Origin of the sequence: Pseudoalteromonas sp. ASV78 (assembly GCF_047806705.1) — a bacterium.
Taxonomy (GTDB): Bacteria; Pseudomonadota; Gammaproteobacteria; order Enterobacterales; family Alteromonadaceae; genus Pseudoalteromonas; species Pseudoalteromonas prydzensis_A.
Genome location: NZ_JBLOPA010000001.1, coordinates 2,191,779 through 2,218,211, shown reverse-complemented (window position 1 = coordinate 2,218,211; position 26,433 = coordinate 2,191,779). Strand labels below are relative to the sequence as shown.

The following is a 26,433-nucleotide window of genomic DNA, read 5'->3' as shown; positions in this document are numbered from 1 at the left end:
GCACAATAAACAAGGTGAAAAACTAAGTGGTTAAACGTTGGCTGAGCCGTTATTTAGCGCGCAAGCAGTTGCTTGCGCAAAATGCATTAACGCAGCGCTATCTTGTGATTGATTTGGAGCTGACAGGGCTTGATCCAAAGCAGCATGAGATTGTCTCGATTGCATGGCTGTTGATAGACAATCAATGTATTAAATTAAGTCAGGCGCAGCATGCCATTAATAAAGATGTGCAGCGCCTTGAGCAAAGCCCTGTATATCATGGTATTGCCCAGCAAGACGTCGCACAAGGGCAAAGCTTGGCGGCTATTTTAACTGCATTAAGCGCACATTTTTCGGATGCGATCTTGGTGTTTCATAATGCCACGTTAGACTGGGGATTTTTAAAGCAAGCATTTCAAACTCACGGTATAGCGATACAACCTAAATTGATACTCGACACTTTTCAGATTGAAAAAAAACGCTTACATCAACAAGGTCAGCAAATTGGTTTGGATGATTTAACACTCACAGCGTGTCGCAAGCGTTATGAGTTACCTTATTACAGCACTCACCATGCACTTACCGATGCCATGGCGACCGCAGAGTTATTATTAGCACAGTGCCATCAAATAAGCCGTGGTAAGGAATTGAAATTGGCTGCGTTGCTTTGATGTGTCAATTCGGCGTTAATAGTGGTTCTGTTTAATTCTCTCTTAGGTTTTCTGCTATGAAAAATAATTTACTGCCATCTTTAGCTGGCGTTTTAGTGAGCTTGTTTGTTGTATGGTGGCTACATGGGTTTTTACTGGCCGATCGTTGTTTAGACGCCGGTGGTGCAATTGATTATGGAACTAACCTGTGCATGAGTAAAAGTGGGCAAGTCATCGAGCTTGCTACATCGTCAGCTATGTTAGTTATTTATTGTGTGGTGATTATGACGTTGTCGTTATTAGTCAGCAGGTTAATAAGTAAGCTATTTAAACGTTAGCGATATAGATCCTCTAGAGCCTAGGGCCTAGACCTAGGTCAATTAGCAAAATTGCGCCATCTTAACTGGGTATGCAAACATTTATTTAACCTTGCCTCTTATATTCAATCCCAAGGTCGATTACCAAAACTGGGCCATCTAAAAGGGTTAATTTTAAGTTTCTGCTGTTAACCTCTTATATTCAATCCCAAAGTCGATTACCAAAATCGGGCCATCTTAGGTGGGTATGCAAACATTTATTTAACTTCCCCTGTTATATTCAATCTCAAGGTCGATTACCAAAACTGGGCCATCTAAAAGGGTTAATTTTAAGTTTCTGCTGTTAACCTCTTATATTCAATCTCAAGGTCGATTACCAAAATCGGGCCATCTTAGGTGGGTACGCAAACATTTATTTAACTTCCCCTCTTATATTCAATCCCAAGGTCGATTACAATACCGCCATCTCAAAGGCAGGTTGCCTTTATCTGCAAGCAACTAGAGTGGATTTTCTTTCGAATGGCAATCAAACTTGCAATTAATGGTTTTGGTCGAATTGGTCGAAATATTGTCCGCGCGTTATATGAATCGGGACTTAGCGATCATATTAAAATCGTTGCGATTAATGAATTAGCGGATCCCGAAGGGATTGCTCACTTACTTAAATATGACACCTCCCATGGTCGTTTTAAATATCCGGTTACCTTAGGTGAAGATTCTCTGAGTGTCGCAGGCGATACGATCGCATTATTTTCTGAGCAAAACCCGATTGAGCTGCCATGGCGGTTACTTGATGTTGATGTGGTTTTAGAGTGTACAGGGGTTTATCATTCCCGTGAACACGCGCAATTGCATCTGGATGCGGGTGCTAAAAAAGTTTTATTTTCTCAGCCCGCTGATGCGGATGTTGATGCTACTATCGTGTATGGTATTAATGATGATGAACTGCTTGCTGAGCATACGATTGTTTCTAACGGTTCATGTACTACCAACTGTATAGTGCCGGTGATCAAAGTGCTTGATGATGCGTTTGGTATTGAATCGGGTGCGATTACGACCATTCATGCGTCGATGAACGATCAGCAAGTAATTGATGCCTATCATCATGATTTACGTCGTACCCGCGCTGCGAGTCAGTCTATTATTCCCGTAGATACTAAATTAGCCCGTGGTATTGAACGTATTTTACCTAAGTTCCATGGTCGCTTTGAAGCCATTGCAGTACGAGTGCCTACTATCAATGTTACTGCGATGGATCTGAGTGTGACGGTCAACGTTGATGTTGATTTAAACGCGGTGAATAAAGTATTAAAAGCAGCAGCGAGAGACCGTTTAGAAGGTATTTTAAGTTATACCGAAGAGCCATTGGTCTCGGTTGATTTTAATCATGACCCACATTCTTGTATCATAGATGGCACGCAGACACGAGTCAGTCATAAACGGCTGATAAAGTTGTTAGTGTGGTGTGATAATGAGTGGGGTTTCGCTAATCGTATGCTCGATACAGCACGAGTAATGATGGCAGCAAATAAAATTTAGAATCTAAAATAAAACCTATATATTTCAAGTCAGTATCGTTAACTAAGGAGAAGTCCATGTCGGTCATAAATATGGCAGATTTAGATTTAAACGGCAAACGCGTGTTAATTCGTGAAGATTTAAATGTACCAGTAAAAGCAGGTAAAGTGACCTCAGACGCACGTATTCGTGCTGCATTACCAAGTATTAAACTTGCCCTTGAAAAAGGCGCTAAAGTAATGGTGATGTCACACCTAGGCCGTCCTACGGAAGGGGAATACAACGAAGAGTTTTCATTAGCGCCTGTTGTTGATTACTTAAATGAAGCACTTGAGCAAAATGTACGCCTTGAAAAAGATTACTTAGATGGCGTTGAAATTGCTGATAATGAAGTGGTGGTCTTTGAAAACGTACGCTTTAATGTTGGCGAAAGCAAAGACGACGAAGTGCTATCTAAAAAACTCGCTGCATTATGTGATGTATACGTAATGGATGCATTTGGTACCGCTCACCGTGCTCAAGCGTCTACCCATGGCGTTGGTTTATTTGCAGATGTGGCTTGTGCAGGCCCGCTCTTAGCGGCTGAATTAGAGGCATTAGGTAAAGCACTTGATAACCCAGCTCGTCCGCTTGTAGCGATTGTTGGTGGTTCTAAGGTATCAACTAAACTAACCGTACTTGATTCACTGTCAACGATTGTTGATCAACTAGTAACAGGTGGCGGTATTGCCAATACCTTTATTGCAGCTGCGGGCTTTCCGGTTGGTAAATCATTATACGAAGCTGACTTAATTGACGAAGCAAATAAGTTAAGTGCAGCGGCGAAAAGTAACAATGGCGAAATTCCAGTACCAACCGATGTGGTTGTTGCGAATGAGTTTTCAGAATCTGCCGTTGCAACATTAAAAGATGTAAGCGAAGTTACAGACACCGATATGATTTTTGATATCGGTCCAGATACAGCGAGCAAGCTGGCAAAAATTATTGCCAATGCAGGTACTGTTGTATGGAATGGCCCTGTAGGTGTATTTGAATTTGATCAGTTTGGTAATGGCACCCGTGCTATTGCACAAGCAATTGCTAATTCAAATGCGTTTTCAATTGCTGGTGGCGGTGATACGTTAGCAGCCATTGATAAATACGGTATTGCCGATAAGATCTCGTATATTTCAACTGGCGGTGGTGCTTTCCTTGAGTTCTTAGAAGGGAAAAAATTACCAGCAGTTGCTATGCTTGAACAACGCGCTAAGTAATTAGCGTTTGCTCAGTGTACTTATTTAGGTAAGTACGCTGAGTACGATCAGTAATTAAATACCTCTCACCCTTATTTAATGCTGGTTTTGGATAACGGTAAATTTGGCAAAAGCCAAGGCTATCGAGGTGCAGTGATTGCACCGAACTCAACTATTCCGTTCGAACTAGGTAGTGGTGCGTGCACTGCTATCGACAATTTGGAGAATACCAAATGGCTTTAATCAGTATGCGACAACTTCTTGATCATGCAGCTGAACACGGTTATGGCGTACCCGCTTTTAACGTTAATAACCAAGAGCAGATCCGCGCTATTATGATGGCGGCTGATAAAACTAACAGCCCAGTAATTGTACAAGGTTCAGCTGGCGCTCGTGCCTACGCTGGTGCCCCATTTATTCGTCACATGATTTTAGCTGCTGTTGAAGAGTGGCCACATATCCCTGTGGTAATGCACCAAGATCACGGCACTTCACCTGGCGTTTGCCAACGTTCAATTCAATTAGGTTTTTCATCAGTGATGATGGATGGCTCATTAATGAGCGATGGTAAAACACCGTCAAGCTATGAATATAACGTTGATGTAACACGTAAAACAGTTGAACTTGCGCACTCTTGTGGTGTGTCTGTTGAAGGCGAATTAGGTGTACTAGGCTCACTTGAAACCGGTGAAGCTGGCGAAGAAGATGGCGTTGGCGCAGAAGGTAAGTTAACGACAGATCAAATGCTTACCGATCCTGAAGAAGCGGCCGATTTTGTCAGTAAAACTCATGTTGATGCACTGGCTATTGCCTGCGGTACATCACACGGTGCGTATAAATTTACCCGTCCACCAACGGATGATATTTTAGCGATCGATCGTATTAAAGCGATCCACGCACGTATTCCTAACACTCATTTAGTAATGCATGGTTCGTCTTCTGTGCCGCAAGAATGGCTTGAGATCATCAACCAATACGGTGGTGAGATCCCACAAACTTACGGTGTACCAGTCGAGCAGATCATCGAAGGTATTAAGTTTGGGGTGCGTAAAGTAAATATCGATACTGATTTACGCTTAGCATCAACGGGCGCAATTCGTCGTCATTTAGCACTTAACCCTGCGAATTTTGATCCACGTAAATACTTAGCTGAAGCAACAAAAGCGATGACAGAGATCTGTGTTGCTCGCTATGAGTCGTTTGGCACTGCGGGTCAAGCAAGTAAGATCAAACCAATTTCACTCGATGATATGCACCTTAAATATTTAACCGGTGAATTAGATCCGAAAATTAAATAAACTAATTCATTGAGTTATTTAATAAATAAACAAAAAAGCCAGTAGTATCCAACTACTGGCTTTTTATATAGTTGATCAATAGGGATCATTATTTTACCAAGCGTTAAACTTGGGATCACTGATTTACTAACTATGCGTCGCTGGGATCAGATTTTTACTAAGGATCGGCTAGGTGGCAGGTTATTTTGTTGTAAAAATAGCCACTTCCAAGCTTGCCTGTGCAAATGATCAACAACTTACGGATTTTGCTAGGTAAAAGATTGATCCCAGATCTGACTCGGTTAGTAAAAGCATGATCCCTAACTTAGTACTTGGTAGAATTTTGATCTCTATAAATGATCAGAGCTGCTTTGTTATGCCCACTCATAATCAAAGTTCGATCATTCAATCGTGACGATTTAAGCAGCGTAAACAGCTAAAAAGCGTTGTCATAATCACTGCTATAGGGTGCTAATTTTGCCGCCGCAGAGGGTATTTGGCTGTTATTTATAAAAATATACGGCATCTGTGGTTAAAATTAATACTGAGTAAAATATTTTTAGTCATGAAAAAGTATTGATTTTAACCGTGACAGGGGACTTATTTACAGTTATTTTGTTCCTGATATGGGTTAATTGGTGTTTTTTTTCCCGCATTTTGATTTACACGTTACACTTTCATAAAAATGTCATACTTAGTCATAATAATGAAAACTAGTTCGATAACGAAAGAGATGAATTGGAATGTCACGTAAAGTACTTGTCGTCGATGACGAAGCACCGATCAGAGAGATGCTGGTTTTTGTATTAGAGCAAAACGGTTTTCAGGCAATAGAAGCAGAAGATTATGATTCTGCCATTGCAGCAATGGTAGAACCTTACCCTGATATGGTGTTATTAGATTGGATGCTACCAGGGGGTAGTGGAATTCAAATCGCCAAAAAATTTAAGCAAAGTGAATACACTCGGCAAATTCCTATTATCATGCTGACGGCCCGCGGAGAAGAAGAAGATAAAGTTCGTGGCCTTGAAGTCGGTGCTGATGATTATGTTACTAAGCCATTTTCACCAAAAGAGTTAATGGCGCGTATTAAAGCGGTTATTCGTCGCGTTTCGCCAACTTCACTTGAAGAAGCGATTGACGTACACGGTTTACGCCTTGATCCTATTTCACACCGTGTTACCTCTGAAGGTAGCGAGCTGGATATGGGGCCAACCGAATTTCGTTTACTGCATTTCTTTATGACCCATCCTGAGCGTGTTTATAGCCGTGAACAACTGCTAGATAATGTGTGGGGGACTAATGTCTATGTTGAAGATAGAACGGTAGACGTGCATATTCGTCGCTTACGCAAAGCGATAGCACCGCTTGGTCATGACCGCTTAGTACAAACTGTACGTGGTGCAGGTTATCGTTTTTCAAGTAAACTATAAAACATTCAGACCAAGGTCGGTTTTACTCTAAGGTAAAGTGAGTGTATGTATCGAGTTGTTAATAAGCAGGCGTTAGCTAAACGTCTGCTTATCTATTTCCTACCTTTATTATTAGTTGGCGTGCTGATTGGTGCGCCATTTCTGCTGTTATTTTTAGGTGCTTTTTCACTGCTTGTTTGGCATTACCATCAATTATATCGGCTCAGTGATTGGTTATTGAATCAGCGCAGTTTTAATCCACCGGAAGGCGAGGGCGCATGGGAACAGGTATTTGAAGGGATCTATCACTTACAACACCGTAACCGTAAAAAACGTAATGAATTAGCGGATCTGATCCGTCGCTTTCGCGATGGTGCCGAAGCGGTGCCTGATGCGGTAATTGTTCTACAACGTGATTTAAGCATTGTTTGGTGTAATCAATTAGCGTTAAAAGTGCTGGGTTTACAGTGGCCAGCGGATCATGGTCAACGGCTTGACAATCTTGTGCGTGATCCTAAATTTGCCAAGTACATGCAAACGGAATTGTTTGATGAAGCATTAGAACTGGAAAGTGGCCACAGTGTTGAACAAGTTTTAGAGTTTCGAGTTATGCCATACGCCAGTTCACAATTAATGGTGGTAGTAAGGGATGTGACGCGCTTGAAGCAACTAGAGCAAATGCGTAAAGACTTTGTTGCCAATGTCTCACATGAATTGCGCACACCATTGACGGTTGTAACTGGTTACTTAGAAATGTTTGATGGTGACATGATGCCGCCGCCAGCGATGTGGAATAAAGCCCAAGGTACTATGCTTGAGCAATGTAAACGCATGGATAGCTTAGTTAATCAGTTATTGTCGTTATCACGTATTGAAGGCGCTCGCCGTCAAGATAACGATAAGGCGGTCAACGTACCGCAATTACTCAGCTATATAAAAACTGAAGCGCAGTCTTTGAACCAAGATAAAGGCCATGAGTTAATATTTGATATAGATGCCGGGCTTGATATTAAAGGTTCGGAAGAAGAGCTACGTAGTGCGTTTTCCAATTTAGTATTTAATGCCATTCATTACACTAAAGCTGGCGGTAAAATTACCGTAAGCTGGCAGCTAAAAGATAAGCAAGCGCATTTTGCAGTAGTAGATAATGGCGATGGTATTGCTGCTGAGCATATTAATCGTTTAACAGAGCGTTTTTATCGGGTGGATAAAGCGCGCAGTCGTACAACAGGTGGTTCGGGACTTGGCTTGGCAATCACTAAGCATGTGTTAACGCGCCACGAAAGTAAGTTAAAAATAAGCAGTAAATTAGGCGAAGGTTCAACGTTTTCGTTTGCCTTTAATAGTGAAAAAACGGTGCTGCTAAATAATCTAGCTGAAAACGCTTAAAGTCATAAAAATGTCATTTTAGAGTAATCTAACTGTCATCTACTCTCTTTACAGTAGACCACAGTTAAGAAATGGACGAACCAAATCGGAGTAACCCAATGAAATTTAAAAACCTCGTAGCCGCAATGAGTGTGGCAGTAACAACATTTGTATCTGCACAAGCAATTGCTGTCGATGCAGGCATGCCTGAATATCAAAAAACCAGTGGTATTTCAGGTAACTTTTCATCTGTGGGCTCTGATACGTTAGCCAACATGATGACCTTTTGGGCTGAAGAATATAAGCGCATCTATCCAAATGTGAATATTCAAATTCAAGCAGCAGGTTCATCAACTGCGCCGCCAGCATTAACGGAAGGTACTTCTAACTTTGGCCCGATGAGCCGCAGAATGAAATCAAAAGAAATCGAAGCGTTTGAAAAGCGTTACGGTTATAAGCCAACAGAAGTACGCGTGGCTATCGATGCACTCGCTGTATTTGTTCATAAAGACAACCCAATTGAAGGCCTGCGCATTGACCAAATCGATGCGATTTTCTCTTCAACTCGCAAATGTGGTGCAAGCGCTGATGTAACCCGCTGGAGTGATGTTGGTTTAACGGGTGATTGGGCAGCTAAAGATGTTCAGCTTTACGGACGTAACTCTGTATCGGGTACTTACGGTTACTTTAAAAGCAAAGCGCTATGTAAAGGCGATTTCCGTAACAACGTGAATGAGCAACCTGGTTCTGCTTCTGTGGTACAGTCAATTTCGTCATCAGTGAACGCGATTGGTTACTCAGGTATCGGTTATAAAACATCAGGTGTACGCACTGTGCCGCTAGCGAAAAAAGGTGACAACTTTGTTGATGCTACACTCGAGAACGTCGCACAAGGTAAATACCCATTATCGCGCTTTTTATATGTGTATGTGAATAAACACCCGAACAAACCGCTTGCACCTATTGAAGCTGAGTTCTTAAAAATGGTGTTATCACTAGATGGCCAAAAAATTGTAGAGAAAGATGGTTATGTACCACTTTCAGGCAAGATGGCAATGAGCGAACTTAAGAAGCTAGGTCTGCTTTAAACTCAACGCCGACTATGAGTTAATAAAAAACCGCGCAATGTAAATTGCGCGGTTTTTTATCTGCAGGTGTTTGACTGTGTTACAAGTAAAACACGGCTTAGCTAAACAGCTTCTTTTTGATTTGCTGATGGGCATTTAAAACGCGTTTTCGTTTACTTAAACCTTGGCGTTTAAAACTTTGTATCGGCATTACGCTTGGTTGCTCTGGTGGCAATACTGGGACTGTGAAATTAGCCAGCTCATCACTTGGTAAAGCAATTTCTTGCTCATGGACACGCAAAGCGGCAAGGGTGTCGTCATTATCAACTTCACTCGGGCAAATAAATATGCCCATTTTACGTAACCTAACGCCTAAGCCAATGCTGCTTGAGTAACGCACAATTGGCGCGGCCAAAATTAGCCCGACTAAAATAGGCGATAACCACCAAAAGAATACTGGTGTAAAATAGTAAGCAATCCCGCCCCATGCAACGGCTACTAAGGTTGAAAAGAGCGTGTAACCAATTGCTTCTCGCCACGGCACCATGCGACCTGAGCGAGGCTGGGCATCCCAGCTTACTTTTTTACCTAAAAATACACACACCACAAAGTAACTATGAAAAACCATCATCAGTGGGGCAATAATTATCGCAAATACGGTCTCAATAATTGAGCCAAAAATTAACTTGAATGAGCCACCAAACTGTTTATTACGATGGATCAATGTAACAATTATGCCCATTAATTTTGGTAATAGTAATAAAACAATAGTGACAAAAAGCAGTGAATTAATTAACTCTGTTTTAGCAATTTGCCAGGTCGGAAATAATTGATATGCCTGATTAAAATAAACATTACTATTTACGGCGCGGGTGACCGCATCGATGGTACTGAGCACCAGCATAGATAACCAAATTAATGATGAAATATATGCCGTTGCACCTAACAAAAAGTGCAGTTTACTGATCATTTTTAAACCCGATGCAGGTAATAAACCTAAATGCTGAATATTACCTTGCACCCAGCGTCTATCGCGGATGGCGTAGTCTAAAATATTACTCGGTACTTCTTCGTAGCTGCCTTGTATATCACTGAGCAATAATACATCCCAACCAGCACGATGCAGTAGTGAGGCTTCGACAAAGTCATGGCTCAAAATTTCGCCACCAAAGGGAGCATTACCTTTGAGCACTGGTAAGCCACAGCAATCAATAAAGGCTGCAACACGAATAATTGCATTATGGCCCCAGTAGTTAGCGTGGTTGGTTTGCCAAAAAGCCGAACCGGTTGCTAGCATTGGACTATAAAGTACTGATGCAAACTGTAGAAAACGACCAAAGAAGGTATCTTGCCTAACAGGGATCGGGATCGTTTGAATAAGCCCAGCTTGCGGATTGTTGATCATGCTGCTGGTGAGCTCAAGCATACATTGACCCGTCATGATGCTATCGGCATCAAGTACAATCATGTGCTCATAGTTACTGCCCCAACGCTCGCAAAAGTCAGTTAAGTTACCTACTTTACGGTGTTTGTTATCTTCGCGGCGGCGGTAAAAAGTTTGTTTGGCAAAGTCCCCTAGGCGCTCGCTCAAGGCATGCCACGCTTTTAGCTCATTGTTAGCTATTTCTTTATCTTGCGTATCACTTAATAAGTAGAAATCAAAATGCGCAAATTGCGCTGTTTTTATCAGCGAGCGTAAGCTCACTTCAAAACCTGCGATAACTCGCTGCGTATCTTCATTGTAGATAGGCATAACGACGGCAGTTCTGGTTTTACTCAATGCTTGCTCATCAATTTCGATGGCTTTTTGGCGCGTCAGTGTTAGCGGGTCAATTCTAAATAGTTGTAAAATAAAGCCCATACAACCACTGCAAAATGCGGTCACAATCCAAGTAAAGGTAATTGAAAACAGCGCCAGTAATGCATACTCAAGCGGAGTCATACCATTTGAATTTAAAATATCAAACATGATCCACATGCCGTAGGCTGAGATGGCTAACACTAACAGTGAAAATAACCATACGCGGGCCTTTTTAAAAGGCATTGCGGTGTTGTGCGTGCTATTGCTATTCGACGTCATTTGGATACCAGACATAACTCCATACCTCGCTTACTTCTTTGTCACGTAGTGTTAATGATAAGCGCATATCGACTGGCTTATCTCCCTCTGGCGCGATTTTAAACGCAACACGCCATCCTTGATTATTCGGTAATTGTTGTACTGTTTTATCGCTGACTTCACCTGAATTTAGAGTTAAATTAGCGAGCAATTTAATATTGGCCGATAAGTTATTAATTGTGTCACCGGTAAAATCGACCGTAAATTGACGATGGCTTTTTGGCGGTGGATTTTTTTCACCAGGCAAAGCCGCGCTGCCAATTCGAGTACGTAAAACATGGGCATTATTTTGACTCGCCAATACGGTGTTAAAGGTTGACATTTTATAGCCAAAGCTCAGTGTTTCACCTGCTTTTAGTGGTTGCTCTGGCACCCAGTAACTGACAATATTGTCATTAGTTTCCGTATCTGTTGGTATTTCAACCAATTCAATCCGGCCATTGCCCCATTGCTCTAGTGGCTCAATCCAGAGGCTAGGGCGAGCATGGTAATGTGCTTCCGTATCAAGGTAGTTATTAAATTCACGATCACGCTGTGCTAGGCCAAAACCTTTTGGATTATCATAACCAAATGAGGTTACGCTAAGCTGTTTTGGATTATTAAGTGCTCGCCAAATCCATTTATCATCTTGTGATTGCATTAATAAGCCATCAGAGTCATGCACTTCTGGTCGGTAATCATCAAAGAATTTAGTGCTATTTTCGCCGTGATAAAACATGCTGGTAAGTGGTGCAATACCGAGTTTTTTAATATCTTTACGGGCAAATATTTGCATCTGTGTTGTTATTTCAGTGTTAGTTGATGGGCTTATCTCAAAGCGATATGCACCGGTCACAGATGGGCTGTCTAATAACGCATAGAGCACAATATTAGTGTCTTCTGCTGTTGGCTTCACCAGCCAAAACTCTTTAAACACTGGGAATTCTTCACCCGAACTAAGTGCAGTATCGACCGCTAGACCACGGGCTGAAATACCATACACTTGCTGCGGGCCAACTAAGCGAAAGTAAGAAGCACCTTGGAATACCGCGACCTCATCTTTGTACTCGTTATTATTAAGTGGAAAATGTAGTCGAAAACCAGCGTGACCTAATTGAGTGCTACCCAAAGCGGCGCTAATTTCCTGCTCAAGAGGAGCGGCAGTACCATCATAACGGTAGTAATCTGTTTTAAACGGCAGTTTTTGTACCTTGCCATCAGTGCTCACTGTATTGATAGCGATAGGATTTTTATAAAGAAAACCAGGGTGAAATAATTGCACTTCATACAAGCTTTGATCTTTCCAGATGGCATGATCTTGGCGAAAACGAATAGACCTATAATCTTGGTAGCTAATATTATTTAATGTATCTATAGCAATCTCAGGTGCAGCGATGTAGTCGTTTGCTGCTAACTGTTTCGCTCTTGCGGTGATCACCTCAAATAATCTTTCTGAAGGGATCGTAAGCAGCGTTGGTTTTTTTACGGATACAGGCGTCACTGTGTCTGGCTTTTTAGCCGGTACAGGTGTGTCTGGCTGTGTAATTGGCTCTTCTGCTGCACTTACATTACAAACACACAAAGCTAACAGTGCAGCTAGCACAGTATTTCTTTTAAATGATGGAGACAGAGCTGCTCGCGTTTTCGTTTCCATGAGGTTTCCTTTAGCCGTTACCTAGTTAATTTTAAATTTTGTGATCAGTAGTTAGTCGCTTTTAATAAGTTACATTCACCTCAGCAAGCAATAAACATGAAATAAACACTTATATTTCAATGGCTTTTTGTTTCACTTGTTATGTAGATGATGTATTTTCTTTGTATAAGCGGAAAATAATTACATGAGCTGTATGACTACTTCTTACTAATGTAAGTAGATGTTACTCGATGCAACCTTGCGCTAAGGTGAATGAGCAGGCAGTTACATAGATTTTGTTACAGGGTCAAGAAATTGCGATAAGCAGGAAGTGAACTTGCCAATTATTTGCACAATCGGCAAGTTAAGTGTTTAATTATTGAGCATTACCTAATGCTTCAGCATTGGCTTTACATTGGTTGTAAGCTTCAATACATTTGGTGCTACAGACTTTATGAACCATACCTTCACCCGTACTTTGCTGCTCACAGTTTACTTCACATTGATAGTTTTGCTGAGCACACTGCTGCATTTCTGGGTTTTCTATTTGAGCTTGGCATCCAGCTAGCACACCAACACAAAGCGCAATGCTTGATAATTTTAGTAATGAATTCATGTTTATCCCTAACTATTGTTATTTAATATCAACTTGCAGGTTATCTATAAGTCTAACAGGACCTAAAAAAGCCGCAGCCAATATCACTAGATGACTATCATTGAGTGTAGCTTTTTTTAAGGTATCGCGCTGAGCTATTTCAAAGTAATCTGGTTTGAGCCCTGCTTGTTGCAATCGTTGTTTAGCTTGTTGGCATATTTCAGCAAAATCTCGTTGTCCAGCGTTTAGTTGCTCGGCACTCCAATTTAGCGTTCTAAATAGCTCTGTGGCGGTTTCTTTTTGAATATCTGATAAGTAACCATTACGAGAGCTCATTGCTAAACCTGAGACTTCACGGCTGGTTGCAACGCCAATGATCTCAACAGGAATAGATAAGTCGTGAGCCATGGTTTTAATGACTTGTAATTGTTGAAAGTCTTTTTCACCAAAGCAGGCGTAATCGGGTTGCACTAAGTTAAATAATTTAGTTACCACAGTGGCTACACCGCGAAAATGACCCGGACGTGAGCCACCACAATAGCCCATTGAAATACCGGGCACGTCAACAAAGCTTTGTGCATCCAAACCGTTAGGGTAAATAGCTTCTACTGTCGGTGTAAATACAATATCAGTCTCTAGTTCAGCAAGCCCTTGTTTATCAGCAATAAGGGTGCGCGGGTAGTTATCCAAATCTTCGTTTATGCCAAACTGCATTGGGTTAACGAAAATGCTCACGACGACTTTATCGGCCATGTTTTTAGCTTTTTCAACTAAAGAGAAGTGCCCTTGATGCAAGTTACCCATGGTTGGCACTAAGGCTACGCTCAGCCCAGCTTGACGCCATGCTTTAATTTGGCTACGTAAGGATTTTATTTCAGTGATCGACTGCATTATTTAAACTCATGTTCCGTGCTTGGAAAAGCACCACTTTTAACGTCGTTACAATACTTTTTGACTGCATCTGGCATGTTGCCAGTTTCCAGTAAAAAGTTTTTAGAAAATTTAGGGATATAGCCCGCAGAAATACCTACTAAGTCATGCATAACGAGAATTTGGCCATCGGTTTGATTACCTGCACCAATACCAATGGTAGGAATATTAACCGCGTCAGTAATTAATTTGGCAAGCTCAGATGGAATACATTCAAGTACCAGCATTTGTGCGCCCGCTGCTGCCAGTGCTTTGGCATCGCTGATCATTTTTTGTGCTTGCTGTTCACTACGACCTTGAATTTTAAAACCACCAAAAACGTGTACCGATTGCGGTGTTAAGCCTAAATGCCCACACACCGGAATACCTTGCTGAGTCAGTGCAACAATTGAGTCATACAGCCATTCACCACCTTCAAGCTTGACCATGTTAGCGCCAGCGCGCATTAACTCAGCAGCATTCTTACAGCTTTCTGCTGGGTTTGAATAGGTCATAAATGGCATATCAGCAATGACGAATAACTCTCGGCTGCCGGCGCGTACACTGCGTGTATGGTAGGCAATTTCTTGGTTAGTAACAGCCAGCGTATCATCACCACCTTGTAACACCATGCCTAATGAATCACCAACTAAAATGACATCAACGCCGTTATCGTGAAATAACTTAGCAAAGCTGGCATCATAAGCTGTTAAAGCAGTAATTTTTTGCTGTTCTGCTTTCATTTTATTGAGCGTAGAAACGGTTATTTTAGACATAGTATCCTCGTAGGCAACGGCCTGAAATTAATTACAGAGGTAATTGGTGTAATTCGTTTAATGCCAAGGTAGCGGTAACACTGTGCAGGGGTGTTCCATTTGGCAGCGTAATATCTGGGGCGATTTCAAGTAGCGGATAGACTACAAACTCGCGCTCGGTTAAGCCATAGTGAGGCACAATTAGGCGCTCACTGTGAATGACCCGATCGCCAAATAATAAAATATCAATATCTAGGGTGCGCGCCCCCCAGCGCTCGGCTTTACGTACTCTACCGTGCTGAAGTTCTATCTGTTGTGTTAAATCAAGCAGTTGCTCGGGTAATAAGGTGGTTTTAATTGCCGCGACAGCATTCACATAGTCAGGTTGATCTTGCGGGCCCATTGGCTTGCTGGCGTAATAGTGCGATACGCAAACAAATTCGCATTGGGCTAAAGTGTGTAAAGCCGCTACGGCGTTATCGAGTTGCTGACGTGGCGCGTTTAAATTAGCGCCTAAACCAAGATAGACTATTTCCATGTTTATTCAGCCGTTGGCTTTGGGCTACGGCGGCGAGTACGACGACGGCCTTTTGTTGCGCCTTGGCTACCTAACGCTTTCACCATGTCTTTTTGGCCATTGATGTCTTGTTTTAAATAGTCAGTCCACCAATTTACTAATTCCTGATGTTGCTTTTCACCGGCTTCTACGCGCAATAGTAAAAAGTCATAGGCAGCTTTAAAGCGTGGTTGCTGGGTAAGGCGATATGCACGTTGCCCTGAGCGTTTATCTAAACGATGCTGAATATGCCAGATATCGCGAGCGCCAAGGGTAAAGCGTTTTGGTACGGCAATATGCTGTGCGTTATCACTGAGTACTTTATTCATCCCTTGAGCAAACGCATCGTATTCAGAGAGTTGCTCTTGTTCTTGCAGTGCTTTAGTGATCTGCAATAATGGGAACCATAACAATGCAGCAAAAATAAATGCTGGGGTTACTTTTTTCTCGGCATTAATGCGTTCATCGGTATTGCGGAACATCTGTTGAATTAAAGCGCATTCTAAGCCATCAGGGTTGCTATCTAAAATAGTATCAAGGGCGGGGAATAATGATTTGAAAAGGCCATATTTGCGAAGCATTAAAAAGTTTGCTTCTGCTTTACCATTTAAAAACAGCTTCAGTGTTTCTTCAAATAAACGCGCTGCAGGAATGTTATCTAACAGGTTTGCTAATTCTTTTAATGGTTGCTCGGTTGCCGGTGCAATTGACATATCCAGCTTAGTGGCAAAACGAACCGCGCGTAGCATACGCACAGGATCTTCACGGTAGCGGGTTGCTGGATCACCGATCATTTCGATTTGTCGGGCCTTGATCGCTGCTAAGCCATTAGCATAATCATGGATTGAAAAGTCATTAATAGAGTAATACAACGCATTGATTGAAAAATCACGGCGTTCGGCATCTTCTTCAATGCTACCAAACACGTTATCGCGTAGTAGCTGGCCTTGCTCACTCGATTGGCTGATTTGGTTTTTATCTTCAGGCGCTTCGTGATGACCGCGCATGGTGGCAACTTCGATAATTTCGCGACCAAACACAATATGCGCTAAGCGAAAGCGACGGCCAATTAAACGGCAATTACGAAATAGTTTTTTAACCTGATCAGGGGTGGCATTGGTGACCACGTCAAAATCTTTTGGTTGTTGACCTAACAAAATATCGCGAATACAACCACCAACGAGGTAGGCGTCAAAGCCACCGTCTTTAAGGCGATATAACACCTTGATTGCATTTGGGCTAAATTGTTTGCGAGAAATACCGTGCTCATTGCGTCCAACTATTAAAGGCTGCGCAGAGACTTGAGTATGTTCGGCTGTTGCAGAGGCGGTTGGGCCAATAATTTGCCGACAAAATTGAAAAAGCTTGGAAATAATAATCTGTCTCCTACAGAATTCGGTTATTTGATGGACGCCATCAAAAATCAAACCAAGTATAGCCTCACTTTGCTATTAACTGCACATGTGTTGCGTTTACTTGGTAATACCTATGGTATTAGAGTCTTGTTCATTCTAGTCAGTTAAACAGTCATTGCTAGGGTTAAAATTTTCTAGCACAACGATGCTGGAAATTATTATCCTGTTATTGGGCTACTTGACTGTTGCTATAATCGTGTACAACCTTAACGCAATTGGTATTATACCAATCGACTTAAATATTTAACCATTCTAGCGGGCTAAATAAAGCGCTAACTGCGTTAGTAATTTTTCATGTAGAACAACTACATGTCAAAATTTCTGCTTTGTTATCACTGTATTTTTCTGTCGCTATAAATAGTCAGTAACTTAACACGATTGGTATTAATTAAATGAATTGCACATTTAAGGTGGGCTATCATATACCAGCACAGCTTAAAAATTAAGTTGAAGGCCTTAAAATTCACCATATTTAGTGAATTTTTATTTGTTTATCTGGGTAAAGAGGGTTGCTTGGCTATTTAGCTTTTGTGAAATTTGAATTTCAGCTACTTTAGGCACGTTTTGCAGGCTGTAATTATCGATTGCCCAGCTCAGCATTTTTTCAATACTTAGCTCAACTAGTTCAGGCGATGGGGCCAAACCCAAAAATTCAAATGCACTGAGCAGAGCAGGTTTAGGGTTGTCTTTGGCAATCGCTGGGGCATAGTTTTGCTTTGATAATTTAAAGCCAGGTTTAGCAACCGCTAATGGTAAATGCGCATACTGGGGGGCTGTGTTATTTAACTGGTTAAATAAACTGAGTTGTCGAGCGGTCGGTTCAAGCAAGTCAGCGCCGCGGACAATATGAGTAATAGCTTGGTCAATATCATCTGCAACCACTACCAATTGATAAGCAAATAAACCATCGCTGCGTTTTATTAAGTAATCTTCGTGGGCTAAATCTTGGCTTACTTGCACTTCACCTTGGATGAGATCGCGATATTGGCATATGGCATGCTGCTGGATTAATCGCAATGCGCTGTGGTGTTGCGAGTGGTTTAAATGACGACAATGACCTTGGTAAATCCCGCCAAGTGCTTTGATTTGTTTGCGTGAGCAGTGGCAAGCATAAATAAGTTGCTGACTATTTAATTTATCGATGGTGTGTGCGTATAAGTCATGGCGCTGGGTTTGATAGACAACGTCTTCATCCCAATATAAACCATAAGCTTCAAGGGTGGTTAGAATATCTTTGGCTGCGCCCTCAACAACACGTGTGGTGTCGATGTCTTCTATTCGGACTAACCAAGTACCTTGGTTGCTTTTCGCATCAAGGTAACTGCCCACAGCCGCCACAAGTGAACCAAAATGAAGTGGCCCAGAAGGTGACGGTGCAAAGCGACCGCGGTAGTTGCTTATAGGCGCAGTAACGGCTGTGGTAGACATTGATTAATTACAGGTAATTAACCACGTCCAGATTGTTTTTCTTTGATTTCCGCAAGTGTTTTACAGTCTACGCATAAATCTGCTGTAGGACGTGCTTCTAAACGGCGAATACCAATTTCAATCCCGCACGAGTCACAAAAACCAAAGTCATCTTCTTTGATTAATTGAATCGTTTTTTCAATTTTTTTGATCAGTTTACGTTCGCGGTCACGAGTACGAAGTTCTAAAGAGAACTCTTCTTCTTGTGCTGCACGGTCAACTGGATCAGGGAAGTTAGCTGCTTCGTCTTGCATATGCGATTTAGTGCGATCAACTTCATTGCGTAAATCGTTGCGCCATGCTTCCAAAATAGTTCTGAAGTGCGTACGTTGCGCATCATTCATATACTCTTCGCCCGGCTTTTCCTGGTACGGTTCTAATCCGGCCTGAGCCAATAACCCTAATTTTTTTTGGTCTGGCATAACTTTCTCCTAAATCCTTAATATAATGCCCAGCATGAGCCGGCGGCTATAAATAACAGAATCCTATAGGCTAGGCAAATTTATTTTCATTAATTAGTCTTACTTAAACCGCATCAATAAAATCAAAGAAGGTACAGCAAGTGATTTTTACACATCTCAAATTATAAATAAGTGCTTAAAAACTTGCCTAGTTATATGGGCGAAAAAATGAAAAGCAAGGCTGTTTTAATTAAAAAGCAGTTTTTCTGCTAGTGTAATTTCATCGGTCGAAATGTTGGCTTTATAAGCAAGTACTTCAACGCCTTTGGTAATTGCAGAATCAAGTAATAGCGCGTACTTTTCATCGATATGTTTTGCCGCACTGACTTGGCTGATCCCTTCATGTAATACAGCAAATAATAAAACTGCTCGGTGACCTTGTTCAACCATTTCGATTAATTCGCGAATATGCTTTTGGCCACGTAGAGTCTGCGCATCCGGAAAATAGCCTTGTCCGCTAAGCGGGCAGTCTTGGCTCAGTAAGGTGACTGACTTAACTTCAACATAGCAACTTGGTCGGTTAGGCCCGCTGAGTAAAAAATCAATTCGGCTATTTTCTTGGCCATATTTTACTTCGCTTTGTAGTTGCTCATAACCGCTTAATTGGGTAATTAAATTAGCGTGCAGGGCTTCTTCTACCAGTTTATTTGCCACCGCCGTGTTGACGCAAATTAACTGCCCAAATTGATTTCGCGTCAGCTCTAGGGAGTGGCGGTATTTACGTTTGAGATTATCACTGGTTGAATAAAATGCGGCAAAATCAGGCTCAGCGCAGCCCGTCATTTTACCTGTATTAGCACAATGAGCCGTAAATTCAGAACCATCCGCTAAGCGTAAATCGGCTAAAAACCGTTTGTAGCGTTTAATTAACCGGGCTTGTTGTAATGGCGTAGCAAATTTCATTATTTAGTCTCATTCGGTTGGGAAGTTGTGTCAGCTATAGTAGACTCAGTGCCACTATTTAGTGCAAAGAGTATTCTAACATGTCTGAAAAATTTGTTGTTCAATTAAGCGAGCAGGGTGCTGCATCGCATTGGGGCGAAACCGCCACGTTATCTTTTAATGAGCACGGTGCAACCGTTCATTTAGCTGAACAAGACACATTGGCGAATGTACAAAAAGCCGCGCGCAGTATCGCCAATCAAGGCGTTAAAAATGTCGTTCTCGCTGGTGATTGCTGGTGCACTGAAACGCAATGGGCATTTTATCAGGGGTTTGTATCACCTAAGTCACTACATGGTGTTGAATTTGCCGAAAATGCCAAAACAGATAGCCAAGAATTAGCCTCATTACTGCGCTCGGCTACCTGGGCACGTGAAATGATCAATGGCACGGCAGATGATATTTTCCCTGAAAGCTTGGCTGGTAAAGCCGCTGAATTTATTCAATCACTGGCTCCTGAGCATGTCAGTTACCAAATCATTAAAGGTGATGCGTTACTTGAGCAACAATGGATTGGTATTCATGCTGTTGGCCGTGGTAGTGAACGCCCGCCAGTATTATTAGCGCTTGATTACAACCCAACGGGTGATGACAATGCGCCAGTAGATGCAGCGCTTGTTGGTAAGGGGATTACTTTTGACTCTGGCGGTTATTCAATTAAAGCCAGTGAAGGCATGCTCGGCATGAAATGCGACATGGGTGGTGCTGCCACTGTTACTGCTGGGTTAGCGTTGGCTATTAGTCGTGGTATCAATAAACGCATAAAACTATTTTTATGTTGCGCTGAGAACCTTATTTCAGGCCATGCTTACAAACTGGGTGATATTCTTACCTATAAAAATGGCACGACCGTTGAGATTGTAAATACCGACGCAGAAGGGCGTTTAGTCCTTGCCGATGGTTTGATGGCTGCTGGCGAAACTGGCGCACCACTTATTATTGATGCGGCAACACTGACAGGTGCAGCACTGGTTGCTGTTGGTCAAGAATACAATGCTTTATTTGGCCTTGATAAAGAATTTGTGCGCGAAGTCGAAGGTTTTGCAGGACAAGAAATGGAAGCTGCATGGCCATTACCGCTTGAAAAGTGGCATCAACAAAATTGCCCATCACCGTATGCTGATACCGCAAATAGCCGCGCCCAAAAAGGTGGTGGTTATGGCGGCGCATCAAATGCTGCTGGTTTCTTATCGCGGTTTGTGCCAAATGATGGCAAAGGCTGGGTGCATATTGATTTAGCTGCGGCATTTAATATGGGCAGCACCAGCCAGTGGGCGGCTGGCGCAACAACGGTTGGTATGCGTACCGTTGCGCGTACTTTACTTGAAAAAGCATAACTTACAAATACTTAAAAAAGCGCCTCGATAGGCGCTTTTTTATTGTTTATTAATTACAAACTCAAACAAGCTTTTCTTATTTATTTACTGTAAAATCATGCCCCACTTTTGTCGTTCAAGGTTGCTTTAAATTACACTTGAATGATCTACTTACACTGGGGTTTCTATTATGTCTGATAAGACTTACATCACGGCGCAGCAACTGCTCGAAGATTCTTTTCGCGTTGCGGCACAAGTTTACCAAGATGGTTTTCGTCCTGATTTTATAATCGGTATTTGGCGTGGCGGCGCTCCAATTGGTATCGCAGTGCAAGAGTACTATGATTATAAAGGTATAGAAACAGACCATATAGCAGTGCGTACATCTTCATATTACGGCATCAATAAGCAAGCTAAAGAAATAAAAGTACATGGTTTGCATTATATTATCGAGAATGCCAATGCGGGTGATTCATTATTGATTGTTGATGATGTGTTTGACTCAGGACGTAGTATTTTTGCGCTTAAAGAGAAACTTTCAGAGCTGATGCGGTTAAACTTACCGCAAGATATTCGCGTTGCTTGCCCGTATTACAAACCAAAAAATTCAAAAGTAGATATGAAGCCAGATTACTATATTCATGAATCAGAAGAATGGCTGGTATTCCCACATGAGCTGTCGGGTTTAACACCTGATGAGATTATCGCCGGTAAAACAGATTTAGCGAAAATACACGATATTTTACTCGAAAAATAATTATCCAGAATTAATTAGTATATATAAATAGAAAGGCCTGATTAAGGCCTTTTTTGTGGATATAAATTACCTATTTTCCGTAAAGTTTGATGACTAAAGTTGTGAAAAACTGTCTACGTAATCACTCAATTTATCCAAATCAACTGCTTTTAGCCCGTCATTTGAGCGTGCGACTAAACCTCTTTCCACCAATTCAGATACTACGCGGCGATAAGCTCGTTCTGTGGTAGCAAAACGTTCGGCTTCGGCATTTACTGTAGGGTATGCACGCAGCAGGGTTGGGTTGTTATTTTTAGCGCGTAATAAGCAGTCTTTGGCGATATTGTAACCTAATGGCAATAGCAGTTTGTCTAAGTTGATTTTTTGGTTCTCTTGAAATTTCGCGGCAATTGTTTGCGCCGTGTATAAACTGAGTTCTGGTTTTTCAAGTAGCAAGGCGCGCCAGTGTTTCAACTCTATTAAGTTGTAACTAACATCACTAAAGCAGGTAACTGTATAAATGCAGGGGTTGTTGTTAAGCGCTTCAATTTCACCAATCAGGGTATTGTTGCAATCTAATTGGCCTAGTAGCAAGCGGCGGCCATTACCTACATCATAACTAAACGATATAGTACCGCTTCTGACCAATACTAATTTACTAAGAGGTTGATCTTGGTGGATCAGTACTTCTTTTTTTGATTGTTGATAACGACTGCCAGCAAACGTAAGTAGCTGCTCGACCAGGTAACTAGAAAAATGATATTGAAACATCAACAATGCCCTTCGGACAATTGTCCTATTTATTACATCTTAATGACGTTAGCATTAAGATTCTAAGAATTTACGCTAACTTACTAGTTTAGTTAACGAGATTAATTAAGCTTAATACCTGATATCCCGTGTAATGATTATTAAAGTGTGCTTTTAGCAGCTTTGGGTTTTTAGTAAGTTAGCCTTTTTATACTGTTGCTATATTGTGGAATATCTTTGTTTAAACTACAACATTTGCAATGCTAACCTAAAGTATCGGAGAGAACAAATGAGTTGGGAATATTTGGGGTATTTTGCCTCTGCTTTACTTATCGCCTCTCTAACTATGAGTGATGTGAGTAAACTACGCTGGTTTAACCTTGCCGGTTGTATTGCTTTTACTGCATACGGTATCGCGATTGCCGCGTGGCCTGTGGCCATTACCAACGGTTTACTGACATTTGTTAATATTTACCATTTAATAAAACTTAATCGCCAACCACAAAATTCGCAACTACCAACCGATTAAGCTGTTATTACTCTGATACTTGCTGCGCTTTTTGGTAGCGTAATTCGCCGCCAATCCATGTTTGATTGACGACAATGGTAAAAATTTCTTGTACTGGTACTTTAAAATAGTCTTTGTCGATTAAAATAAAGTCAGCCCATTTGCCTTGCTCTAAACTACCTAATTTAAACTCTTGATGTGCGGCATACGCAGCACCTAACGTGAATGCTCTGAGTGCATCTTCTCTGCTCAGTGCTTCAGTGACTCGCCAGCCATCTGCTGGTAATTGCTTGTGATCTTGGCGAGTAATTGCTGAATACAAACCGTCAAAGGGATTGGCCAGCTCAACCGGGTAATCAGAACCTGCAGCCACCACAGAGCCTTGCTTTAAAAAAGTCTGCCATGCATAGGCGCCTTGTAATTGTGTATCGGTAAGGCGTTGCTCTGCCATGTGCATATCAGAAGTAGCATGCACGGGCTGCATTGATGGAATTATCTTAAGTGTTTTGAAACGAGGAATATCAGCAGGGGCAACTATTTGTGCATGCTCTATGCGATTACGTAATAAAATACCGCCGGTTTTTTTAAACACATTTTGATAGGCATCTAATACAATATTATTTGCTTTATCACCAATGGCGTGGGTATTGGCGCTAAAACCATGATTAAAGCTCAATGTGTATAGCTGCTCTAACTTTTGTTGAGTTTCGAGCATTAAACCTTGGTGATTCTTTCTGTCTGCATAATCGGCGAGCAGTGCCGCGCCACGGCTACCTAGCGCACCATCAGCATATATTTTTACACTGCGGATAGACATATAGTCGTTAAGATCTTTATAGCGACCGGCTCTGAGCATGCTTTCAAGTGCTGGATCTGTTGCACTGAGCATTGCCACAATGCGCAGTGGTAGTGTGCCTTGCTCTGCTCTTTGTTTATAAATTTGCCATGTTTGTTTATCAATACCGGCATCGTGAGTTGAGGTTATCCCTAAGCTTACTAAGTGTTGGCCAGCTTGAGTTAATGCGTTGCTCACGTCTTGATCTGATGGGGCTGGAATATGTGCCGTGATCAAGCTTTCGGCCTTATCGATAAAAATACCGCTGAGTTTACCTGCTGATGTGCGAATAATTTCACCCCCAGCAGGGGCTTGTGTTGCAGCGGTTAACTTAGCCAGCTGCATCGCTTTACTGTTAACCCAAATAGCGTGACCATCGATCCGAGATAATACCACCGGAATATCTTTAACGACTTTATCTAAATCAGCCGCAGTGGGAAATTGCTTATCAGGCCATAATTCTTGATTCCAGCCGCGGCCAATAATCCAGCCACTTTTATCCTTGGCGAATACAGCAAGCTGCTGTTGTATTTGTGAAATCGATGCACTGCCACGTAAATCCAGCTGTGTTAAATTATTACCCAGTCCAATGACATGACCATGAGCGTCTATTAAGCCTGGTAGCAGGGTTTGCTGCTCGGCATCGAAAGCTTGAGCATTGGGAAAGCTTGCTGCTAGTTTCTCGTCACCTAGTTTAACTACTTTGCCATCCTTAATCACCAATGTAGAAAACTGTTGTAACTGACCGCTGTAAGTAGGAGTGTAGCCGTTGGCGTTATAGATCACTGTGGTATCAGCGATAGCAGGTAAAGATAAAGAGAGTATGCAGGCAAGGAAGCATTTCATTATTAATATTCTTTTAAGTGCTTTTGTTAGCTAAACAGTAACAGAGAATGGTGAGTCTGCAAATTAAATAGCATAATTTATTTATTGTTCGGTGTTTTAAGCTATGCTTATGAATTAGTTATTATTTTACTTTAATCGGAACGTAAATGAAGCTTAACCAACTTGCTATGCGTAGCAAATTCATACTCTTATCAGCTCTAATATGCATCATTTTTATTGTTGCTATGGCATTTATTAAAGTGGCGAATAACCAAATTGCAGCAGGTTTCGAGCGCTTCTATCAACATAACTTTATGGTGACTAAACTCAGTGCTGAACTTAAGCAAGCGCAAGACGGTGTATTATCGGGAGTAAGGGGGTTACAGGTTGTTTATTTATTAGGTTTACAAGAGCAAGCGCCAGAGATGCTCAAGAGCATTGATGAGAATGTTGCGCTTACAGCGCCGTTGATTCAACAAATTAGCCAAATATATAAAGGGGAGGCTAATTTACTTACAGCATTAAAAAATAACTCACAGCGTTACGAACAAGCAGCTATTGAGTTTAAGCAAGCGATGGAAACTGCTCCAGATAATAAAGCCGATTATAATATTTATCGTGAATTTGTCGATTCACATAGCGCATTAACTGCTTTTTTTGAGCAGTTTGAGCAAGCAAATGTAGCGCAAGTTGCAACAGCGCAAGCTACTGCGCAGCACTCAATAGATTTTGCAAATACGGTGTTTTATTTATCAATTTTAATTGCGCTTGGCTTAGCTGTTTTATTTAGCCACATGCTGTCGCAAAAAGTGGTGCAGGGATTAACCGTTGTTAGCGAAAGTGCCCACGCATTACAACGCGGTGAATTAGATCAATACTCTCAAGTTGCAGGTGATGATGAAGTTGCTGATTTAAGCCGTACCTTAGACGCCACAATTAGCCATTTAAATACCACACTTGCCACTATTTATAACTCCGTAGCGCAAGTTAATAAGCATAGCAATGAGTTACTCAGTTCAAATAGCCAAATTCAAACGGCCACATCCGAGGTGTCCGATCATACCACTCAAGCAGTAACGGCTATTGAGGAGCTATCGGTTACGAGTAAGAGTATTGCGGTAAATACCGCAGAGTCGGCAACAGCTTCTGATAGCATGATGACACTGGCGCATAGTGGCTTAGAGGCATCTGAGCAAACTAAAGAAGCAGTGAGTCATTTATTAGGCACATTAACCGAAACGTCAGACGTGGTTGACCAACTGCAAAGTGAATCCAGCAAAATTGAGACGATTCTAGATGTGATCCGTAATATTTCCGAACAAACTAACTTGCTCGCACTCAATGCCGCCATCGAAGCCGCTAGAGCGGGTGAACAAGGGCGTGGCTTTGCGGTGGTGGCTGATGAAGTGCGTACCTTGGCCCAGCGTTCTCATAGTTCAGTAAACGAGATTGAGGCAATGCTTGAGCAACTTCGTTCAGCAAGCCAGAATGCAGTGACTATGATGGCTGATAGCACAAGGGTTGCGGCGCAAGCTGAAGATAAAATGGATGAAAGTAATCGCTTATTAAAAGAGATTATGGCAATGATCAATCAAGTTAACGATCAAACACAGCAGATAGCAACAGCCGCTGAAGAGCAATCAGCCGTTGCCGCTGATATTAGCCAAAATATGCATACCATCCATACTCTGACGGATACCACTGCTGATATTTCGCAACAAACAGCGCATACCAGCAATAGTATGGCCGAGCAAAGTCAATTGGTATTAAAGCAAGTGGCATTTTTTAAATTAACTTAAATTAACTTCGCGA

At 41.8% G+C, this 26,433-nt stretch carries 24 protein-coding genes; 12 read left to right on the top strand and 12 right to left on the bottom strand.

The genetic code is table 11. The annotated features are described in order from the left end of the window. Window positions 1-26 precede the first annotated feature (26 nt). From ACMVDV_RS10055 to ACMVDV_RS10020, 8 genes are all read left to right on the top strand, one after another. Window positions 27-650 carry an exonuclease domain-containing protein gene (locus ACMVDV_RS10055; RefSeq protein ID WP_416158026.1) on the top strand — a complete coding sequence of 208 codons (624 nt, stop codon included), beginning with the start codon at window positions 27-29 and terminating at the stop codon, window positions 648-650. Between the two features lie 56 nt (window positions 651-706). After that, a complete protein-coding gene (locus ACMVDV_RS10050; RefSeq protein WP_416158025.1) occupies window positions 707-967 on the top strand; it encodes a hypothetical protein in 261 nt (86 codons plus the stop codon). Between the two features lie 498 nt (window positions 968-1,465). Further along, entirely contained in the window at window positions 1,466-2,485 is a 1,020-nt protein-coding gene (epd, locus tag ACMVDV_RS10045; RefSeq protein ID WP_304182650.1) for an erythrose-4-phosphate dehydrogenase, read from the top strand. A 56-nt stretch (window positions 2,486-2,541) separates the two neighbouring features. Further along, window positions 2,542-3,717: a phosphoglycerate kinase gene (locus tag ACMVDV_RS10040; protein WP_304182652.1), complete on the top strand. Its 1,176-nt coding sequence runs from the start codon at window positions 2,542-2,544 to the stop codon at window positions 3,715-3,717. A gap of 212 nt (window positions 3,718-3,929) precedes the next feature. After that, window positions 3,930-4,994, top strand: coding sequence for a class II fructose-bisphosphate aldolase (gene fba, locus ACMVDV_RS10035; RefSeq protein ID WP_304182653.1), 1,065 nt, complete (start codon window positions 3,930-3,932; stop codon window positions 4,992-4,994). 722 nt (window positions 4,995-5,716) lie between these two features. Next, window positions 5,717-6,406 carry a phosphate regulon transcriptional regulator PhoB gene (gene phoB, locus ACMVDV_RS10030; RefSeq protein WP_145235364.1) on the top strand — a complete coding sequence of 230 codons (690 nt, stop codon included), beginning with the start codon at window positions 5,717-5,719 and terminating at the stop codon, window positions 6,404-6,406. A 45-nt stretch (window positions 6,407-6,451) separates the two neighbouring features. Next, entirely contained in the window at window positions 6,452-7,774 is a 1,323-nt protein-coding gene (gene phoR / locus ACMVDV_RS10025) for a phosphate regulon sensor histidine kinase PhoR (protein ID WP_416158024.1), read from the top strand. A 98-nt stretch (window positions 7,775-7,872) separates the two neighbouring features. After that, window positions 7,873-8,841, top strand: a complete 969-nt coding sequence (locus ACMVDV_RS10020) for a PstS family phosphate ABC transporter substrate-binding protein (protein ID WP_304182657.1) — start codon at window positions 7,873-7,875, stop codon at window positions 8,839-8,841. 97 nt (window positions 8,842-8,938) lie between these two features. On the opposite strand, the gene mdoH is transcribed toward ACMVDV_RS10020, so the two are convergent. The 10 genes from mdoH to sfsA all read right to left on the bottom strand — a co-directional run bounded on the left by mdoH (window position 8,939) and on the right by sfsA (window position 19,612). After that, window positions 8,939-10,915 (bottom strand): glucans biosynthesis glucosyltransferase MdoH, encoded by a 1,977-nt coding sequence (gene mdoH / locus ACMVDV_RS10015; protein ID WP_416158023.1) that lies wholly within the window; start codon window positions 10,913-10,915, stop codon window positions 8,939-8,941. Continuing rightward, window positions 10,887-12,572 (bottom strand): glucan biosynthesis protein, encoded by a 1,686-nt coding sequence (locus ACMVDV_RS10010; RefSeq protein WP_304182659.1) that lies wholly within the window; start codon window positions 12,570-12,572, stop codon window positions 10,887-10,889. Before ACMVDV_RS10010 ends, mdoH begins: the two co-directional genes overlap by 29 nt. Window positions 12,573-12,927: 355 nt before the next feature. Continuing rightward, a complete protein-coding gene (locus tag ACMVDV_RS10005) occupies window positions 12,928-13,167 on the bottom strand; it encodes a hypothetical protein (RefSeq protein WP_304182661.1) in 240 nt (79 codons plus the stop codon). A gap of 18 nt (window positions 13,168-13,185) precedes the next feature. Then, the gene (gene panC, locus ACMVDV_RS10000) at window positions 13,186-14,037 is read right to left on the bottom strand and encodes a pantoate--beta-alanine ligase (RefSeq protein ID WP_416158022.1); all 852 of its coding nucleotides are present in this window, start codon (window positions 14,035-14,037) and stop codon (window positions 13,186-13,188) included. After that, on the bottom strand, window positions 14,037-14,831 hold the full coding sequence (panB, locus tag ACMVDV_RS09995; RefSeq protein WP_304182664.1) for a 3-methyl-2-oxobutanoate hydroxymethyltransferase: 795 nt from the start codon (window positions 14,829-14,831) through the stop codon (window positions 14,037-14,039). Before panB ends, panC begins: the two co-directional genes overlap by 1 nt. Window positions 14,832-14,862: 31 nt before the next feature. Beyond that, window positions 14,863-15,348 carry a 2-amino-4-hydroxy-6-hydroxymethyldihydropteridine diphosphokinase gene (gene folK / locus ACMVDV_RS09990; RefSeq protein ID WP_304182666.1) on the bottom strand — a complete coding sequence of 162 codons (486 nt, stop codon included), beginning with the start codon at window positions 15,346-15,348 and terminating at the stop codon, window positions 14,863-14,865. A gap of 2 nt (window positions 15,349-15,350) precedes the next feature. Next, window positions 15,351-16,793, bottom strand: a complete 1,443-nt coding sequence (gene pcnB / locus ACMVDV_RS09985; protein ID WP_416158021.1) for a polynucleotide adenylyltransferase PcnB — start codon at window positions 16,791-16,793, stop codon at window positions 15,351-15,353. Between the two features lie 471 nt (window positions 16,794-17,264). Next, entirely contained in the window at window positions 17,265-18,209 is a 945-nt protein-coding gene (gene gluQRS / locus ACMVDV_RS09980) for a tRNA glutamyl-Q(34) synthetase GluQRS (protein WP_416158020.1), read from the bottom strand. A 17-nt stretch (window positions 18,210-18,226) separates the two neighbouring features. After that, entirely contained in the window at window positions 18,227-18,670 is a 444-nt protein-coding gene (gene dksA, locus ACMVDV_RS09975; protein ID WP_416158019.1) for an RNA polymerase-binding protein DksA, read from the bottom strand. Window positions 18,671-18,895: 225 nt separating this feature from the next. Further along, the gene (gene sfsA, locus ACMVDV_RS09970; RefSeq protein ID WP_416158018.1) at window positions 18,896-19,612 is read right to left on the bottom strand and encodes a DNA/RNA nuclease SfsA; all 717 of its coding nucleotides are present in this window, start codon (window positions 19,610-19,612) and stop codon (window positions 18,896-18,898) included. 80 nt (window positions 19,613-19,692) lie between these two features. On the opposite strand from sfsA, the gene pepB reads away from it, so the two are divergent. Then, the gene (gene pepB, locus ACMVDV_RS09965) at window positions 19,693-20,988 is read left to right on the top strand and encodes an aminopeptidase PepB (RefSeq protein ID WP_304182672.1); all 1,296 of its coding nucleotides are present in this window, start codon (window positions 19,693-19,695) and stop codon (window positions 20,986-20,988) included. Window positions 20,989-21,157: 169 nt separating this feature from the next. Continuing rightward, on the top strand, window positions 21,158-21,724 hold the full coding sequence (locus ACMVDV_RS09960; RefSeq protein ID WP_416158017.1) for a phosphoribosyltransferase: 567 nt from the start codon (window positions 21,158-21,160) through the stop codon (window positions 21,722-21,724). Between the two features lie 93 nt (window positions 21,725-21,817). Here the strand turns inward: ACMVDV_RS09960 and ACMVDV_RS09955 are convergent, their stop codons facing one another. After that, window positions 21,818-22,474: a Crp/Fnr family transcriptional regulator gene (locus tag ACMVDV_RS09955; protein WP_416158016.1), complete on the bottom strand. Its 657-nt coding sequence runs from the start codon at window positions 22,472-22,474 to the stop codon at window positions 21,818-21,820. Between the two features lie 268 nt (window positions 22,475-22,742). Here ACMVDV_RS09955 and ACMVDV_RS09950 point away from each other — a divergent pair, with 268 nt between their 5' ends. Then, complete coding sequence (locus ACMVDV_RS09950; protein ID WP_416158015.1) at window positions 22,743-22,982, top strand: uroporphyrinogen decarboxylase; 240 nt, start codon at window positions 22,743-22,745, stop codon at window positions 22,980-22,982. 7 nt (window positions 22,983-22,989) lie between these two features. Here ACMVDV_RS09950 and ACMVDV_RS09945 read toward each other — a convergent pair whose 3' ends face one another. Then, window positions 22,990-24,642 carry an amidohydrolase gene (locus ACMVDV_RS09945; RefSeq protein ID WP_416158014.1) on the bottom strand — a complete coding sequence of 551 codons (1,653 nt, stop codon included), beginning with the start codon at window positions 24,640-24,642 and terminating at the stop codon, window positions 22,990-22,992. A gap of 146 nt (window positions 24,643-24,788) precedes the next feature. Between ACMVDV_RS09945 and ACMVDV_RS09940 the strand changes: the two genes are divergently transcribed. Beyond that, window positions 24,789-26,420 carry a methyl-accepting chemotaxis protein gene (locus tag ACMVDV_RS09940; RefSeq protein WP_416158013.1) on the top strand — a complete coding sequence of 544 codons (1,632 nt, stop codon included), beginning with the start codon at window positions 24,789-24,791 and terminating at the stop codon, window positions 26,418-26,420. Window positions 26,421-26,433 lie beyond the last annotated feature (13 nt).